At 41.7% G+C, this 15,432-nt stretch carries 16 protein-coding genes; 3 read left to right on the forward strand and 13 right to left on the reverse strand.

Translation table 11 applies throughout. The annotated features are described in order from the left end of the window. Window positions 1–21: 21 nt before the first annotated feature. The 7 genes from grpE to gpr all read right to left on the reverse strand — a co-directional run bounded on the left by grpE (window position 22) and on the right by gpr (window position 7,721). On the reverse strand, window positions 22–579 hold the full coding sequence (gene grpE / locus NST39_RS12335; protein ID WP_044139427.1) for a nucleotide exchange factor GrpE: 558 nt from the start codon (window positions 577–579) through the stop codon (window positions 22–24). A gap of 64 nt (window positions 580–643) precedes the next feature. Next, a complete protein-coding gene (gene hrcA, locus NST39_RS12340) occupies window positions 644–1,675 on the reverse strand; it encodes a heat-inducible transcriptional repressor HrcA (RefSeq protein WP_050943737.1) in 1,032 nt (343 codons plus the stop codon). Between the two features lie 81 nt (window positions 1,676–1,756). Beyond that, the gene (gene hemW, locus NST39_RS12345; protein WP_341028602.1) at window positions 1,757–2,896 is read right to left on the reverse strand and encodes a radical SAM family heme chaperone HemW; all 1,140 of its coding nucleotides are present in this window, start codon (window positions 2,894–2,896) and stop codon (window positions 1,757–1,759) included. Window positions 2,897–3,013: 117 nt separating this feature from the next. Next, on the reverse strand, window positions 3,014–4,852 hold the full coding sequence (lepA, locus tag NST39_RS12350) for a translation elongation factor 4 (RefSeq protein ID WP_050943735.1): 1,839 nt from the start codon (window positions 4,850–4,852) through the stop codon (window positions 3,014–3,016). A gap of 131 nt (window positions 4,853–4,983) precedes the next feature. Further along, complete coding sequence (locus tag NST39_RS12355) at window positions 4,984–5,316, reverse strand: YqxA family protein (RefSeq protein WP_061408632.1); 333 nt, start codon at window positions 5,314–5,316, stop codon at window positions 4,984–4,986. A 14-nt stretch (window positions 5,317–5,330) separates the two neighbouring features. Then, window positions 5,331–6,539, reverse strand: coding sequence for a stage II sporulation protein P (locus tag NST39_RS12360; RefSeq protein WP_341028604.1), 1,209 nt, complete (start codon window positions 6,537–6,539; stop codon window positions 5,331–5,333). 66 nt (window positions 6,540–6,605) lie between these two features. Then, on the reverse strand, window positions 6,606–7,721 hold the full coding sequence (gene gpr / locus NST39_RS12365) for a GPR endopeptidase (RefSeq protein ID WP_003217353.1): 1,116 nt from the start codon (window positions 7,719–7,721) through the stop codon (window positions 6,606–6,608). A 198-nt stretch (window positions 7,722–7,919) separates the two neighbouring features. On the opposite strand from gpr, the gene rpsT reads away from it, so the two are divergent. After that, the gene (rpsT, locus tag NST39_RS12370) at window positions 7,920–8,186 is read left to right on the forward strand and encodes a 30S ribosomal protein S20 (protein ID WP_003217506.1); all 267 of its coding nucleotides are present in this window, start codon (window positions 7,920–7,922) and stop codon (window positions 8,184–8,186) included. Window positions 8,187–8,320: 134 nt separating this feature from the next. Here rpsT and holA read toward each other — a convergent pair whose 3' ends face one another. Beyond that, a complete protein-coding gene (gene holA / locus NST39_RS12375) occupies window positions 8,321–9,340 on the reverse strand; it encodes a DNA polymerase III subunit delta (protein WP_341028605.1) in 1,020 nt (339 codons plus the stop codon). Between the two features lie 236 nt (window positions 9,341–9,576). On the opposite strand from holA, the gene NST39_RS12380 reads away from it, so the two are divergent. After that, the gene (locus tag NST39_RS12380) at window positions 9,577–9,711 is read left to right on the forward strand and encodes a YqzM family protein (protein ID WP_003217416.1); all 135 of its coding nucleotides are present in this window, start codon (window positions 9,577–9,579) and stop codon (window positions 9,709–9,711) included. A 40-nt stretch (window positions 9,712–9,751) separates the two neighbouring features. On the opposite strand, the gene NST39_RS12385 is transcribed toward NST39_RS12380, so the two are convergent. The 3 genes from NST39_RS12385 to NST39_RS12395 all read right to left on the reverse strand — a co-directional run bounded on the left by NST39_RS12385 (window position 9,752) and on the right by NST39_RS12395 (window position 13,336). Next, window positions 9,752–12,079, reverse strand: a complete 2,328-nt coding sequence (locus tag NST39_RS12385) for a DNA internalization-related competence protein ComEC/Rec2 (RefSeq protein WP_341029972.1) — start codon at window positions 12,077–12,079, stop codon at window positions 9,752–9,754. Then, window positions 12,072–12,641, reverse strand: coding sequence for a ComE operon protein 2 (locus NST39_RS12390; protein WP_003217422.1), 570 nt, complete (start codon window positions 12,639–12,641; stop codon window positions 12,072–12,074). Before NST39_RS12390 ends, NST39_RS12385 begins: the two co-directional genes overlap by 8 nt. Before the next feature lie 65 nt (window positions 12,642–12,706). Next, window positions 12,707–13,336 carry a helix-hairpin-helix domain-containing protein gene (locus tag NST39_RS12395; protein WP_341028608.1) on the reverse strand — a complete coding sequence of 210 codons (630 nt, stop codon included), beginning with the start codon at window positions 13,334–13,336 and terminating at the stop codon, window positions 12,707–12,709. Between the two features lie 90 nt (window positions 13,337–13,426). Here NST39_RS12395 and comER point away from each other — a divergent pair, with 90 nt between their 5' ends. Then, window positions 13,427–14,275 (forward strand): late competence protein ComER, encoded by an 849-nt coding sequence (gene comER / locus NST39_RS12400; protein ID WP_003217379.1) that lies wholly within the window; start codon window positions 13,427–13,429, stop codon window positions 14,273–14,275. A 48-nt stretch (window positions 14,276–14,323) separates the two neighbouring features. On the opposite strand, the gene NST39_RS12405 is transcribed toward comER, so the two are convergent. Next, window positions 14,324–15,067: a class I SAM-dependent DNA methyltransferase gene (locus NST39_RS12405; protein ID WP_341028609.1), complete on the reverse strand. Its 744-nt coding sequence runs from the start codon at window positions 15,065–15,067 to the stop codon at window positions 14,324–14,326. Beyond that, the gene (gene rsfS / locus NST39_RS12410; RefSeq protein WP_003217467.1) at window positions 15,064–15,420 is read right to left on the reverse strand and encodes a ribosome silencing factor; all 357 of its coding nucleotides are present in this window, start codon (window positions 15,418–15,420) and stop codon (window positions 15,064–15,066) included. Before rsfS ends, NST39_RS12405 begins: the two co-directional genes overlap by 4 nt. Between the last annotated feature and the right edge of the window lie 12 nt (window positions 15,421–15,432).

The following is a 15,432-nucleotide window of genomic DNA, read 5'->3' on the forward strand; positions in this document are numbered from 1 at the left end:
CGATGACCTCCCATTATGTAGTTATTGATTTACTTTTACCATTGATGGACGAATAACTCGGTCTTTGAGTTTATAGCCCTTTTGCAATTCTTCTACTACGATGTTTGAATCGAAGTTTTCATCTTCAACTTGCATGACGGCTTGATGAAGGTTTGGATCGAACTCTTTGCCGACAGCTTCAATTGGTTCAACGCCTTCATTTTTCAACGCTTCTACCAGCTGGCGGTAAACCATTTGCATTCCTTCTAACAAGCTTTTCGCCTGCTCATTGTCTGGATCAATTCCAAGTGCTCTTTCAAAGTTGTCAAGAGCTGGGAGAAGATCACTGACAACATGTTGAGAACGATATTTTTGCACGGTCTCCACTTCAGTTCGAGCACGGCGTTTATAGTTTTCAAAATCTGCTTGAACACGCAGAATCTTGTTTTCTTTTTCATCTAGAAGTTGCTGCAATTCATCGATTTTCTCTTGGAAGGCAGACTGTTCATCATGCGCTACTTCCTCAGTATCTGCTTGAACTGCTTCTTCTTGTGCTTCAACCTCTGCTTCTTGCTCAGGTGTCTGTTTTTCTTCTGACATTGTGTTCACCTCCCTCAAAAGATTCAAGAATACGAAGGGGCTGTGCCCCTATCTTTTTATCACCCTACTCATCATACAAATTGGAAAGTGCGTTTGACAAGTCTTTTGATACATGATGCAAAAGACTAACGACTCGCCCGTAATCCATGCGGGTTGGTCCGATGACGGCAATGGAGCCAAGTGATTTTTGATCAATCGAATAAGTCGCTGTGATCAAACTGCAGTTCTCCATTGCTTCTAAATTGTTTTCCGAACCGATTTTAATGGTGATACCTTGCTGATTTGGATGAAACAGCTGCATGACATCATTCTTTTGCTCAATCAGCATCATGAGTGAGCGAATGCGGTCGATGTCATGAAACTCAGGCTGATTCAACATATTAATCTTCCCGCCAAAGAAAAGTTTTGATTCATTTTGTGTCGATGTAAATGTGTTGCCAAGCGCATCTAAAATGTGATCATAATCTTTTAAATGTGTGCGCAGAAGCATGACCACTTCTTTATACATCCTGTCCTTCAACTGGTCCATTGGAACGCCGGCTAAGCGGCTATTCAAAATATTCATCAGCTTCTCAATATCGGAGACATCGAGATGCTCAGAGAAGGTAATGGTTTTGTTTTCAACATGTCCGCTGTCTGTAATCATGATTGCTACTGCTTTGTTTGGCTGAACGGGGACAAGCTGAATTTGCTTTAATCGATTTTCACTCAGCTTTGGACCAAGCACGATCGATGTATAGTTTGTGAGATCTGATAAAATTTCCGCCGATTTTTGAACTGTTTTTTCCAGCTCAAAAATTTTCTCCTGAAAAGCCGACTGGATAAGCACAAGATCTTTAGACGACAGTTTTCGCGGAGAGAGCAAATGATCTACATAATAACGATATCCCTTTTCTGAAGGAATTCTTCCTGATGAAGAATGAGTCTTTTCGATAAAACCAAGTTCCTCCAAATCAGCCATTTCGTTTCTAATCGTTGCAGAGCTGAATGTGATGTCCTCTTTTTTAGAAAGAGTCCTTGACCCAACTGGCTGCGCCGAACGAATAAAGTCATTAATGATGACTTGCAGAATCAAAAGCTGACGATTTGTTAACATCATCATCACCCCTGTTAGCACTCTCTTTCAACGAGTGCTAATTGTATAAACAAAATTACCAAACTCAAATTAAAATGTCAATTATAACTCACCGAGAAACGCTTGAAATACTTCATTTCCTAACAATTTCCCTTTTCTTGTTAAACGAATTCCAATGTCATCTTTTACAATGAGACCTTTTTCTTCTAATTCTTCAAGAACCGAGGGAAAGAGAGCTTCTGGTGAAGCACCATATTTGGCTTGGAAGTCCGCACTTTTCACCCCTTCGATTTTTCGGAGGCCTAAAAACATTTCTTCTTCTATCTGCTCTGTTTTTGTGACTTGATGAGTTTCTTTATATGGGAACCCAGTTTGCTCAATCAGTTCCAAGTAATGCTTCACTGGTCCTGCGTTCACATTTCGGATGCCATCTACATACCCGTGTGCCCCTGCACCGAAACCGAAGTAGTCTTCATTGCTCCAATAGGTCAGGTTATGCTGGCTTTCAAAGCCAGGTTTGGCGTAATTGCTGATTTCGTATTGATGTAATCCATGGCGCTCCATTTCATCCATCACAAGCTCATACATTTCAGCCTCACGTTCTTGAGGCGGTAAATGCAGTTTTCCTTTTTGCATTAAGTTGTAAAACACCGTTTTCGGCTCCACAATCAGTGAGTAGACAGAATAATGCTCTGCTCCTAATGAGAAAGCTGTCTCAAGTGAATTCATCACATGATGCTTTTCTTGATGCGGCAAGCCAAACATGAGGTCAAGGCTTATGTTGTCAAATCCAACATCTCTTGCTCGCTCGAAAGACGTGAGAACATCTTTCTTTTGATGAACTCGTCCGATTTTTTTGAGTAAATCATCTTCAAAGGTTTGAACGCCAAAACTTAGCCGATTGACACCGGCTTCTTTTAACACATGCAGCTTCTCGAGTGATAATTCATCTGGATTCGCTTCAACTGCAAATTCAACCAGTTTTTTTGCCGGCTTTAACACACGGTGAATACTGTTCATAAGCTGGTCTAGCTGGCTGACGGTCAATGATGTCGGAGTTCCCCCGCCAATAAAGATCGTCTTTAGCTCTTGCTCGCCCTTTTGCTCGATCGTGTGCTGCATCTCTTTTTCAAGAGCCGCTAAGTATTCATCGACTGGCTGCGTTTTAATGAAAAATTTATTGAAATCACAATAGTGGCAAATGTGCTCACAAAATGGAATGTGAATGTATGCTGCTTTCATTTGATGACACCTTCTTTACAGGTAAAGAGCCGCAGTTTATCGCTGCGGCACCTTTGTTTGTTTTCGACTATAAACGCCAAGGCTGACATTGTAAAGCAGGTTGCCTTGAGGAGGTTGTTATTTTTTCGGTGTGCTGTCGTCCATCTTCAGCACAGCCATAAATGCTTCTTGCGGGACTTCAACAGAGCCCACTTGTTTCATGCGCTTTTTCCCTTCTTTTTGCTTCTCAAGAAGCTTTCTTTTCCGGGAAATGTCTCCGCCATAACATTTAGCAAGTACGTTTTTACGCATTGCTTTAATGGTAGAACGAGCCACGATTTTTTGTCCAATCGCTGCTTGAACTGGTACTTCAAAATGCTGGCGTGGAATGAGTTCTTTCAGCTTTTCTACGATGATCTTGCCTCGTTCATAGGCGTAATCGCGGTGAACAATAAAGGAAAGGGCATCGATTTTTTCACCATTCAGCATGATGTCCATTTTCACTAGAGTAGACGGACGATAGCCAATCAACTCATAATCAAAGGACGCATAGCCTTTTGTGTTGGACTTGAGCATATCAAAGAATTCATACACGATCTCCGCCAAAGGAATTTCGTACACAATGCTCACTCGGTTTGCATCAAGGTATTGCATATCAATGAAATGTCCGCGCTTTCCTTGGCAAAGCTCCATGACAGAGCCTACATAGTCATTCGGCACCATCATTGTTGCTTTCACGTATGGTTCTTCAATTTTCTCAATCTTTTGCGGATCAGGTAGATTGGATGGGTTATCGACGATGATTTTTTCTCCGTCTGTCATATACACATCGTAAATAACACTTGGTGCTGTTGTAATGAGATCGATTTTAAATTCACGTTCAATCCGTTCTTGGATGATTTCCATATGAAGCATTCCAAGAAAGCCGCAGCGGAAACCGAAGCCAAGTGCTTGGGACGTCTCTGCCTCATATTGAAGTGAAGAATCATTTAATTCAAGCTTTTCTAGTGCTTCACGTAAATCGTTATATTTCGCTGTGTCAATCGGATAAAGACCGCAGTAAACCATTGGGTTCAGCTTTCTGTATCCTGGCAGTGCTTCTTTCGCTGGGTTCACCGCACTTGTGATCGTATCCCCCACACGTGTATCGCCAACATTTTTAATTGCTGCTGTTAAGTAGCCAACATCTCCAACAGTGAGTTCATCTGTCGGCATGGCTTTTGGTGTGAATACGCCGACTTCAAGTACTTCAAATTCTTTGCCCGTCGCCATCATTTTGATTTTCTGACCTGGTTTGACGGTTCCTTCCACAATTCGTATGTACGCAATAACGCCGCGATACGCATCGTAGAGAGAATCAAATATAAGAGCTTGAAGCGGTGCTTCTGGGTCTCCAGCAGGTGCTGGCACCTTTTCGACGATTTGTTCTAAAATATCTTCGATCCCAATACCCGCCTTAGCAGAGGTGAGAACAGCTTCAGACGCATCCAACCCGATGACATCTTCAATTTCTCCTCTTACACGCTCAGGCTCTGCACTTGGCAGATCGATTTTATTGATAATCGGAAGAATTTCTAAGTTGTTATCAAGAGCTAAATAAACATTCGCAAGTGTCTGTGCTTCAATTCCTTGTGCTGCATCTACTACGAGAATCGCACCTTCACAGGCAGCAAGGCTTCGAGAAACCTCATAGGTGAAGTCGACATGCCCTGGTGTATCAATCAGGTGCATAATATATTCTTCTCCATCCTTCGCCTTATATTTCAGCTGGACAGAGTTTAATTTAATCGTTATGCCGCGTTCACGCTCTAAGTCCATGGAATCAAGTAATTGTTCTTTCATTTCTCGCTGCGTAATCGCCGCTGTTTTTTCTAAAATACGGTCGGCCAATGTGGATTTCCCATGGTCAATATGGGCGATAATGGAGAAATTTCGAATTCTTGATTGCCGTTCTAATCGTTTTTCTTTATCTGTCACAATCTATCACTCCTACTATAAAACGCGGGTTGCGCTAGGTTAGATTATATCAATAGGGCTGTAAAGATTCAATCGAAATCAAGAAAAGCCGCTCATTGATTAGCGGCTTTAGTCATATGGTGTTGATTTGTTTATTTCCCATTCACCCAATCATAAAGAGAACGAGCTGCATGTGTCATGCCATCAGACAACGCCTTCCCTGCCTTGGAGAAAGCATTAAAGCTCTCTATTTCCTCAAGCTGCTTTTGTTTTTCGGCAAGATCCTTTTCTGTAACAGCTGTTCCTAAGATAGAGGCTTCTCGTTCTTCGTCATCGTTCATTTGGATGGAGAAAGCGCCTTTTAATTGCGGGTCATGGTAACCCTTCATTTGCAGCATGCCATTATTTGCCTGCTGCATTCCTAAAAAGACGCCAAATAGCAAGACCAGTCCTAAAATAATGGTTTTTCCAATAAATGATCCCATGCACCGTCACCACCTTAAGAGCGTTTTTTCTCATCCTTTGCTTTGCCGTCTACTTTTTCCGCATCCCAGAATATATCACTGAAGACATCAGCTGCTGCATTGGATGCATTTTTCAATTCTTCCATATTATTATCCACTCCGCCAAATTCTAAAAGAAGGGCTTTGTCGGATAAATCTTGATTATAAATTCCATTATCACCAATTTCGCCTTTGGCAAACACACCGACACTGAGCCCTTTATATTTTTTCTCCATCAAATGGTGGAACTCCGTCGCCAGCTTAAGGTTTTTCTCATAGCTTTGGTTCTTCTTCCCCACAACAAACGCAATTCTCGCATATTTCTTTCCTTTGATCTCGACAGTGGTGTCTTTCTTTCTTCTTGAATCACGGTGGATATCAATTAAATATTCGAGGTCATCATTTTTCGCTAAGGCTTCTTTTACGACCAGTCTTGATTCATTATAAGACTGGGGATACTTTAACCCTTTTTGGAGAAGCCGTTTTTCAACTTCTGTTTTGTCAACCGTATTCCCGATTCCTTGCTGATCAAGCGCCTTTCCGAACATGTCGCCGACAAGGGTGACATTCACTTTTGAGTGCCTTGCATTGTTTGGATTCGTTTCTCCTTTTAAAAATGGTAAATATGATTCCGTATTATGTGTATGGTAAATGTACACAGCTTTTCGTTTTCCTGTCGACCGGTCCGGCTCTTTCGCAGGCTTTTTTGGTACATCTTTGTCGAGCTTGTCCAGCTCTGCCAAATTTGCTTCTTTTTCATCTTGAATGACTTCACTTGGTGGCGGCGATTCCATTGGCATGTTGGTATAGTCTGTTCCTTCACCCGCTAAGATGATTTTTGTATCAAAATGTTTAAAGCCTGGAAGTTCTCTCCCTAGAAAACTACGCGGGTCTTCTAAATTGATACTGGTCGCAAGCTTGAGTGACAGTCCAGAGAAATGAAACCCTTTTTGATCTTTCGGGACGGCTAAGGCGAAATATTGGTTTTCCATGCCCATTAATGTGGCGAAAAACGCCCCGGAAAGCTCATCTGCTACACCATATAGCGAGGCTTGTGGCCTCAGCTCAGGCTTTAAAGATGTCAACGCCCCTGACATCACAAACACTACAACAAGCGAGGCTATAAATAAGAAAATGCTTTTGACTACTTTTGTTCCATTAATCGCAACGACCAACTGTCGAGGACGGCGGGGTCTTTTTTTCATGATTTACTCCCTCCAGCACGCTTTCTAGTAATTACACTATGAGCGAGCTAGAGAAAGTAGAACCGATTAATGATTATAAGAACCCATGTTATCTTGAGAGATTTTTTGATGAAGCGCTGTGTTTAATCCATTGGCGAGCACGTTTGCCATATCATCAATGAATGTATCCACTTCCTTAGGCGTGACCATGAGATTTTGCCCTAGCGGCGCAAGCACTTCATGAATCAGCTGCCGTTTCTCTTCTTCTGGAAGAGTTCCTACGATACCTAAGAATGATTGACGCGTTTCTTCATCTGGTAAGTCTTCTTCGTTTAGTACTTTTTTCTTCCCAAACGTCAAACCAGCCGGCACAAGAGAGCGGGACGGCCTGTCATCTTTCAGTTCTCTACCAAAATGCTTTAAGACATAATCAATTGTGTCACTTGCAATGGTGACTGCATCTACCACTGTCGGAACGCCAATCGCAATCACTGGAATTCCCAACGTTTCTTTGCTTAATTCTTTTCGCTTATTCCCTACACCTGAACCGGGATGGATACCTGTATCAGAGATTTGAATCGTGGTATTCACCCGTTCCACTGCACGAGCAGCAAGGGCATCGATTGCAATGACAAAATCGGGTTTGGACCGCTCGATCACGCCTTGTATAATGTCGCTTGTTTCAATACCAGTCAGTCCCATCACTCCCGGTGATAAAGAAGACACTGGGCGGTAGCCTTCCTGTACATTTTCCGGCTGTAATTCAAAAAGATGCCGGGTCACAAGCAGACTTTCAACCGTGAGCGGACCTAGCGCATCTGGCGTGACATTCCAGTTTCCTAGTCCTACTACAAGACAGCTCGCATCAGTCTGAATGCCTCGATCTTTTAAAAACTGAGCAAAATGATGGGCAAAGACTTCGACAACTTTTTCCTGCATCTCAGAATCTTTCTCCCGAATGCCCTGTGCCTCAAGTGTCAAGTATGTTCCTGCCTTTTTGCTGGTCAGCGCCTCCCCTTCTTTCGTGATCTCCACCGTGCGTATACGGATGCCATGCTCCTCTTTTTCCTTTTCGACAATCCCTTGAATTCCATCCTTTTTGACAACATTCGGATCGTTCTCTTGTTCTAGTATCTCTTTTGTTTCAACAGCCAAGTCTGTCCGAATTTGATAAGCACTTAAATCAAGTTTCTGTTTCTCCATAAAAAGACTCCTTCCACCAAGTAATTAACAGTAGTCTTTCCATCTCTTGAAAGAAACATTCGAGCGCTTCATCAATGAAAAATACTTTACATTTATATTGCATTCTAAAGGTGTGTTTGATAGAATACAACTTGTTCTATTGTGAAGATTTAACCTTAAGACAATTGTGTTTAGGTTGTATCTTAGGAGGTGAAACACATGCCAAATATTAAATCAGCGATCAAACGTACAAAAACGAATAACGAACGCCGTGCACACAACGTAACAATCAAGTCTGCGATGCGCACTGCGATTAAACAAGTTGAAGTTTCTGTAGCTAACAACGATGCTGAGCAAGCAAAAGCTGCTCTTTCTTCTGCTGCAAAACGCATTGACAAAGCCGTTAAAACTGGTCTTGTACACAAAAACGCAGCTGCGCGTTACAAGTCAAGACTTGCTAAACAAGTAAACGGACTTTCTGCATAATGCTTGCAACGCCTCAGTAATGAGGCAACTGTTTAACTGTACGTCCGTCCTGACCGGCTCAGCCATTAGGACAGACTGACAATTATACATCTAAACAAAAACGACCCTCTTTTTAGAAGGTCGTTTTTTTATGTTCAAGCGCCTAATAGGCGAAGCAGAAACAATTCTAGCAATAGCTGCTTGTCCTTTTTACCCGTTTTCATTTCATAATCGATCGTTGATAGCTCTTTGACAATCTGCTTCAGCTCTTCTTCTGAAAACAGCCTTGCCTGATCCATAGCAAGTTTGACGCGGAATGGGTGGACTTTTAGATTTGAAGCAATTTGTTTTTGCCCATATCCTTGCTGAGCGAAATACTTCGTCTGCAAAATCAAACGAAATTGAGTGGATATAAGTGCTAATATTTTAATGGGTTCCTCATTTTGTTTCAGCAAATCATAAAACATCTGCATGGCCTGAGAGCGGCGTCTGTTGACAATTTGGTTAATTAATTCGAAAATATTCTGCTCTAAGCTTCTTGCAACGAGCTGATTGACATCCGTTAATTCAATTTCTTCTCGCTCTCCAATATATGTACTTAGCTTCCTGACCTCTTGAAACAATGAGGATAGGCTCCCGCCGCACAGCATCACAAGCTGCTCAGCCGCTTCAGATGTCATCGTCTTTCCTTCTGTTTTCACCAGTGTAATGGTGAAATCCGTTGTTTCTTTTGGGTTTAACTCTTTTGCCTCAACCATAGCCGCTTTCTTTTTTAACAATTTGGTGATTTTCTTCCGTTCATCCAGCTTTTCATATGGTGCTAATAAGACGAGAATGGTATAAGGCGCCGGTTTTTCTAAATAAGCTTCTAACAGAGAAAGCTCATGCTCAATCTTCTCTTTTTTCTTTTCCGCTGTAAGAAAATAAGGGTTCTTGATCAAAACGAGACGCCTTTCTCCCATGAACGGAAAGGTTTCTGCATCTGTCACAGCCTGTTCAAGCGGCACCTCTTCCATATCAAAGACGGAGAAATTAAAATCCTTTGTCTCTTCGTCTACTACAGCTTGTCTTAATTTAGCTGCTGTTTCTTGCAGTAAATACGTTTCTTTTCCATATAAGCAATAAACGGGATGGATATCCCCTCTTTTTAAATTGTTCCAAACCTCAAAGACCATAAATTGAATCCCTCTCTTTCACTTCCTCCTCTATCCTAAAGTGTGCGAAGACATTAGTAAAGAGGAAGCTGAAAGTACCGCCTCCTCATTTATAGTAAACGTCTGGTGCAAGCTCCCGGGTCAGCTTGCTTCAGACGATATTCATAAAATGATCATGAAAATGGAAAACGGTTACTTTACGTTCTAGCAATTCCAAATGAGTTCAAGTATACTAAAATTAGCCAGGAGGGATGAAAATGAATGAATTTGAAAAAAATGTTCAAAGCAAGCGAAATGATGCGATCGACTCAGCTGTTGGTTTTATCGTCACATTCGGATTTTTCGCCTCAATGTTTATTTTGGCAACCATTATACACCTCGTTGGATCTTAACTTCATGATTGCTACATGACTGCCGTTTTGGCAGTTTTTTTTATTGATTTTGTAAGATATCATATGGAGGATGCGTGTAAAACGTTCCTTTCTCCTCAAGAAATTCAAAGGTCACACTCCCATCTCGATCTGTGCGGTACACCTTCGTTTGATGATCCTTTAGTTTTTTCAAGACTTCCTGATGAGGATGCTGATAACGATTGCGTTCACCAGCCGAAATGAGTGCATGCGACGGCTCCAGATGCCGAAGCCACTCATCACTTGTTGACCCTTTGCTCCCATGATGCCCAACCTTTAAGACATCTGCTCGCAGGTGAGGATAGGCTTCTATAATATCTCGTTCCCCTTCATGTTCAAGGTCTCCAGTGAACAGAAAGCGTTTCCCGCCAAGAGTAAAAGCTAGAACAAGTGAATCATTGTTCTTACTTGTCACCGTGTCTTGCGAAGGGTGAAGAACCTCAAATATATGCTCTCCAACTTGGAGCTGATCTCCTCTTTCTAATTCATCAATTATAATCCCTTTTTCAGCTGCTTCTTTTAGCAGCTTTGCATCCTCTGGACTTCGGGCAAAACCTTTTGGTATGGCCAGCCGCTTTACCTTATTTCGCTTGATTAGACGAACTGCCTCTCCCATGTGGTCTTGATCTGCATGCGTGAGAATCAACACATCAAGTTTTGCTATACCTTTTGAATGGAAAAACGGGATTAGTGTTTGATCACCGATCGTAGACACTTTACGTCTTTTTTTCCATGGTTCATCATCAAAAGAAAGTCTGCCACCTGTGTCCACAAGTAGATGTCCCTTTTGGTAAGGGAGCTGAATAAACAAACTATCCCCTTGTCCGACATCCAGCATCGTGACCTCCCCTTTTTGGAGAAAATTCGGGGTGAAATAGTGTGCACTCAAGACACCAATGAGTAATATAATCGGCACGGCATAAGATTTCACGGACATTTTGCACTCCATCACAAATAGCAAAAAAACAATGGCGCTCACTTCAAGCAGAATATGCCACCAAGTCGATTTCATAAAAATCAAGTTGAACCCATCAAAAACTGCCATATATGCTGACAACTGATGACTTAACTGGATGACCGAATCAAGCAGCTGGAACAACACTTGTCCAAGCGGAAGAGAAATGATAGACAAAAGATAAAAGAGTAAGGACAGAGGCAGGACAACTGTTGTATAAAAAGGGACAAATATCATATTCAATGGGATGCTCAGCAAAGAAAATTGCTGAAAATGATATAAAAGAACAGGAAGCGAGGCAAGCTGTGCAACAAAGGAGATAAGGAATAACTGCATCACTGCGCTTTTCGCTTGTGATAAGATTCTGGTCGATAACAAAATAAAAAACGTTACCATGAATGAAAGCTGAAATCCGATCTCGAATAGATATAAAGGATGAATCGCTAATAAGAATAAAAACGTTGCGCTTAATACGACAGCAGAAGGCTGTTTCATTTCTTTTGGAAGGCTTGTCATCACTAAATAGATTCCTGCCATGAGGCAAGCTCTTAAAACTGATGGTGCAGCACCTGTCAAACAAGCATAAACAGGCAGAAAGCATAATAGAAGAAGACGCGCTGTCTCTCTTGTCACACCGGCACGAAGCAGACACCAAAATAAACAGGCAAGAAGCGTTTGCACATGCAGCCCTGAGATCGCTAACAGATGAATAATGCCGAGCATTTGATAGTCTCTTAGCGTGTCAGGATCAATCAATTCTCGGTCTCCAAAAATAAGAGCCTGTAAAATACCTACAGAGTTTTTCGGCACATGATCTTCTAAAAATTTTAAGCCCTTTTGCCTCATCATTTGAAGATAATAGGAAGGACGATCATTTTTTGTACAGCCTTTGATTGACTGCGGTAAGAAAATAGCGCGAATGCCTTTTGATTTTAGAAATTGATCGTATTGAAACCCGTTAGGAATGGTTGCGTGTTTAGGCGCCCGAACTTCACCTGTCATATGACAGCTCATACCTGGCTCTACGTCTTTTAACGTCTCTTTTTCACGCTCTGTTTGAATGGTATAGAAAGCGGCTAACCGGTCATCTTCTGTTGACACAGTTGCCGAAAAACGATTGCCATCTGTTTTCGGAATCGTTTCAATCACAACAGAGCCGGAAAAGAATTTTTCTTGAACAGGTTGATCCGTTTCAAAAAACTCATGAACCATAAAAATAAGAGTATAGACGGCTCCACATAGGCTGATCATGAGAAAGAGTTTGGGGATTTTTTTCAGTAGGCTGAGAAGTAAGATGATGAGAAGAAAGAGAAGGAAGTACATATGAAGATGATATGCAGCCAGAGCAATTCCAACAGCTGCTGAAATTGCCCCAAACGGCAAATAATTAAACATAGGAAGTAAATAATTGATTCGCCTTCTCATGCATATTGCGAATTTCTGATTCACTAAGTCCTGATTCACTTAGTTTGCCAATTAGATCTGCAACAAAGGCTAATTTTTCTTGATTTTTTAAGTCGATGATCATTTCATCGAGTTCAACTTGTTCCGTTTGAACACCTGCCTGCTCAAATAAATCAATGGCATATGGGTGATTTTTATAATCCTTTGCATAGTAAACGGTTCGAATACCTGCTTGAATAATGGCTTTACAGCACTGCAAACAAGGAAAATGTGTGACATATATTTCAGCATCGGCTGTAGGTGCACCAAATTTGGCACATTGTAAAATAGCATTCATTTCCGCATGGATGGTGCGAACGCAGTGATGATCAATGACATAGCATCCCACATCTGCACAATGGACATCACCAGCAATTGAGCCATTATATCCCCCTGCAATGATACGCTTGTCTCTGACGATGGTCGCCCCAACAGCTAACCGCTCACAGGTGCTTCGTAAAGCAAGCAAATGGCTTTGCGCCATAAAATATTGATTCCATGAAATTCTTTCCACGAGCTGATCCCTCCAGAATGATGGTTGGTATTAAGTGTACATGCCTTCCTTCTATACCGTCAATTCTACTTAACGGTCAATTCATTTTTCAGCCGTTCAATGGTCTTCTCCCCAAAACCTGAAATGTTCCGCAAATCTTCAATTTGTTGAAATTCTCCGTGTTCCTCTCTGTACGTAATGATAGCTTCTGCTTTAGCTGGCCCTATTCCATTAATGGTTTGCAATTCCGCTGCATCAGCCTGATTCACATTGACACCTTGACTCTTTTCATTACCCGATGGAGCATCTACACCTGCTGTTTGTGCCTCTCTCTCTGCTTGTCCCTGCTTCCGGACATAAATCATCATACTGTCTTCTAATTTTGCTGCTTGATTAATTTCTTTCGTGTCTGCTTTACTAGTAAAGCCTCCTGCTCTTCGAATGGCTTCTTCTACCCGTGCATCAGATTGAAACGTATACACACCTGGCTTTTTTACAGCCCCTTTGACTTCCACAAAAATGGAGGATGATTCATTATCGGTTTTTTCTTGTTTGTCTTCTAATGTGACTTGTTTGTCTTGATCGCCCTTCAATACACTTGGCTCTCTAGCGCTCTCCTTATTTCCTGCCAAAAGGAAGAAAGTGATGATGATCGCGCCCATGAGCCCAGCTCCGATATAAAGACTGTATTTTTTCAATGGAATGAGTCGCTTCACGTGCTCACGCTTCTTTCAATCATATTTTTCTATTGCACAACATACTGTTTAGAAGATAACAGATCCTATGCGCCTAAGGAGGGAGAACGTTTGAATATCGGGATAATCGGTACAGGAAACATGGGTACCATACTTACTGAGGCATTTATTGAATCAAAGGCAGTCAATCCCTCATCCATCACCATTACAAACCGGACCATAGAAAAAGCGTTCAATATAAAAAAGAACCACCCAGAGCTTGAAGTAACAAAACAGCTTACAGGAGCTGTCATGGATAAAGATTTCATCTTTGTTTGTGTCAAGCCGCTTGATATTTATCCTCTTTTAAAAGAGCTAAGCCCTCTTTTAAAAGAGCACCAAACCATTGTCATCATTACAAGTCCAGTTCATCCTGAACAGCTTCAGGATATCGTTCCTTGTCAAACCGCCAGGCTGATTCCAAGCATTACGAACCGCGCTTTATCAGGTGCGTCACTTTTAACATTTGGATCGTCATGCAATGTCGCGACGAAAACAGCACTAAGACAGTTAGCTTCCTGCATTTCAACACCCATTGAAATTCATCATTCGATTACAAGAGCGGCGTCAGATATCGTCAGTTGCGGACCTGCCTTTATCAGCTTTCTCGTTCAGAAAATGATTGAAGCAGCCGTTGAAGAAACAGATATTTCTAAAGAAGAAGCCACCACCTTATCAGAAGATATGCTTGTAGGGCTTGGCCGTTTGATTGAAAAAAGAGTCTATACCCTTCCGACACTGCAAGACAAAGTATGTGTAAAAGGCGGCGTCACGGGTGAAGGAATTAAAGCACTTGAAGCAGGTGTTCAAGATATGTTTCATCGCCTTTTTCAAAACACCCATGAAAAATTCGATGAAGATCTTGAAGCAGTTGCGCATCAATATCCACCAAGTGTGTTTACTGATGATCGCAGAAATTAATCAACTCTGCAACAAGCGAAAAAAGGGTTTTAAAAAACCATCGTTCCATTAAACGATGGTTTTTGGTTTCTTAGCTGAAATGAAATATCTTTCGGCGAATTCCCTGGGCGCTTCATTTGTAAAATCAGCGGTCACTTCTATTTGTTCAAAGCCAGCGGACTCAAGGAACGCCGCATAGGTCTCAAATGGAAATGTACGCTGTTCATGTGTCTCATCATAACGCTGATACACGTCTCCGTCCTTTACAAAAAAGCTTAAATCGTGAATGACTGAATACATGTCATCCCCTTTATCACTCTGCCAAATATAGCTGATTTCTTCATCTTGATCGGCATAAGTCGAACCTGGGAATACCTCTTCCATTTTATAAGGAGTATGAACATCAAAGAGTAAAACCCCATCTGCCTCTAAAAGCTGAAACATGTTTTTAAAGGTTTTTTTGACGTCATTTTCGTTTTTTAAGTAATTCAAGGAATCACAGCATATAACCGCCGCTTGAAAGACTTGCTCAAAACCCGTCAGCTCTCTCATATCTTGATGTAAAAATTGAATGGACTGCTTTTTCGCCTGTGCTTTTTGCTGCGCGAAAGCCAGCATTTCTTCACTGAGGTCAATTCCAGTGACTGCGTAACCCTTTTCAGCTAACCGAAGAGAAATCTCTCCAGTTCCACAGCCCACATCAATAATGGCAGCATTCGGTTTGATATTCAGCTGGATCCACTGAACCCATTCATCATAAGGTGCATGTGTCATGAGCTCGTCATACACACCTGCAAACCCTTGATAAATCATGAGTTAATGCCAAGTGAAAGCGTTTCTCTCGGCGCATCTCCCCATAGCTTCTCTAGGTTGTAGTATCCTCTTTCTTCTTTGTGGAACACATGAGCAATGACATCACCAAGATCAATCAATACCCATCTTGCTTCATCAAAGCCCTCCATCTTCTTCACTTCGATTCCACTTTCCTCTGCAAGATGTTTTACTTCTCTTGCAATGGCCTGCACTTGTTTATCAGAGTTCCCGTGACAAATGAGAAAATAATCGGCAACAAGTGAGATTCCTTGCATATTAAGGGCAATAATATCCTCAGCCCGTTTATCATCGCACGCTCCTGCCGCGACGTTTAAAATTGATGATGAATCCATCCAAATTCCTCC

It is taken from the genome of Bacillus sp. FSL W8-0645 (assembly GCF_038007905.1).
Classification (GTDB): domain Bacteria; phylum Bacillota; class Bacilli; order Bacillales; family Bacillaceae; genus Bacillus; species Bacillus pumilus.

What these genes read in the sequence shown, in the direction of transcription:
- rpsT (WP_003217506.1), top strand. Translation starts at nt 7,920, where the DNA reads ATGCCAAATATTAAATCAGCGATCAAACGTACAAAAACGAATAACGAA.
- NST39_RS12360 (WP_341028604.1), bottom strand. Translation starts at nt 6,539, where the DNA reads ATGAAAAAAAGACCCCGCCGTCCTCGACAGTTGGTCGTTGCGATTAAT.
- NST39_RS12385 (WP_341029972.1), bottom strand. Translation starts at nt 12,079, where the DNA reads ATGTTTAATTATTTGCCGTTTGGGGCAATTTCAGCAGCTGTTGGAATT.
- rsfS (WP_003217467.1), bottom strand. Translation starts at nt 15,420, where the DNA reads ATGGATTCATCATCAATTTTAAACGTCGCGGCAGGAGCGTGCGATGAT.
- hemW (WP_341028602.1), bottom strand. Translation starts at nt 2,896, where the DNA reads ATGAAAGCAGCATACATTCACATTCCATTTTGTGAGCACATTTGCCAC.
- NST39_RS12380 (WP_003217416.1), top strand. Translation starts at nt 9,577, where the DNA reads ATGAATGAATTTGAAAAAAATGTTCAAAGCAAGCGAAATGATGCGATC.
- NST39_RS12405 (WP_341028609.1), bottom strand. Translation starts at nt 15,067, where the DNA reads ATGATTTATCAAGGGTTTGCAGGTGTGTATGACGAGCTCATGACACAT.
- NST39_RS12355 (WP_061408632.1), bottom strand. Translation starts at nt 5,316, where the DNA reads ATGGGATCATTTATTGGAAAAACCATTATTTTAGGACTGGTCTTGCTA.
- hrcA (WP_050943737.1), bottom strand. Translation starts at nt 1,675, where the DNA reads ATGTTAACAAATCGTCAGCTTTTGATTCTGCAAGTCATCATTAATGAC.
- grpE (WP_044139427.1), bottom strand. Translation starts at nt 579, where the DNA reads ATGTCAGAAGAAAAACAGACACCTGAGCAAGAAGCAGAGGTTGAAGCA.
- gpr (WP_003217353.1), bottom strand. Translation starts at nt 7,721, where the DNA reads ATGGAGAAACAGAAACTTGATTTAAGTGCTTATCAAATTCGGACAGAC.
- holA (WP_341028605.1), bottom strand. Translation starts at nt 9,340, where the DNA reads ATGGTCTTTGAGGTTTGGAACAATTTAAAAAGAGGGGATATCCATCCC.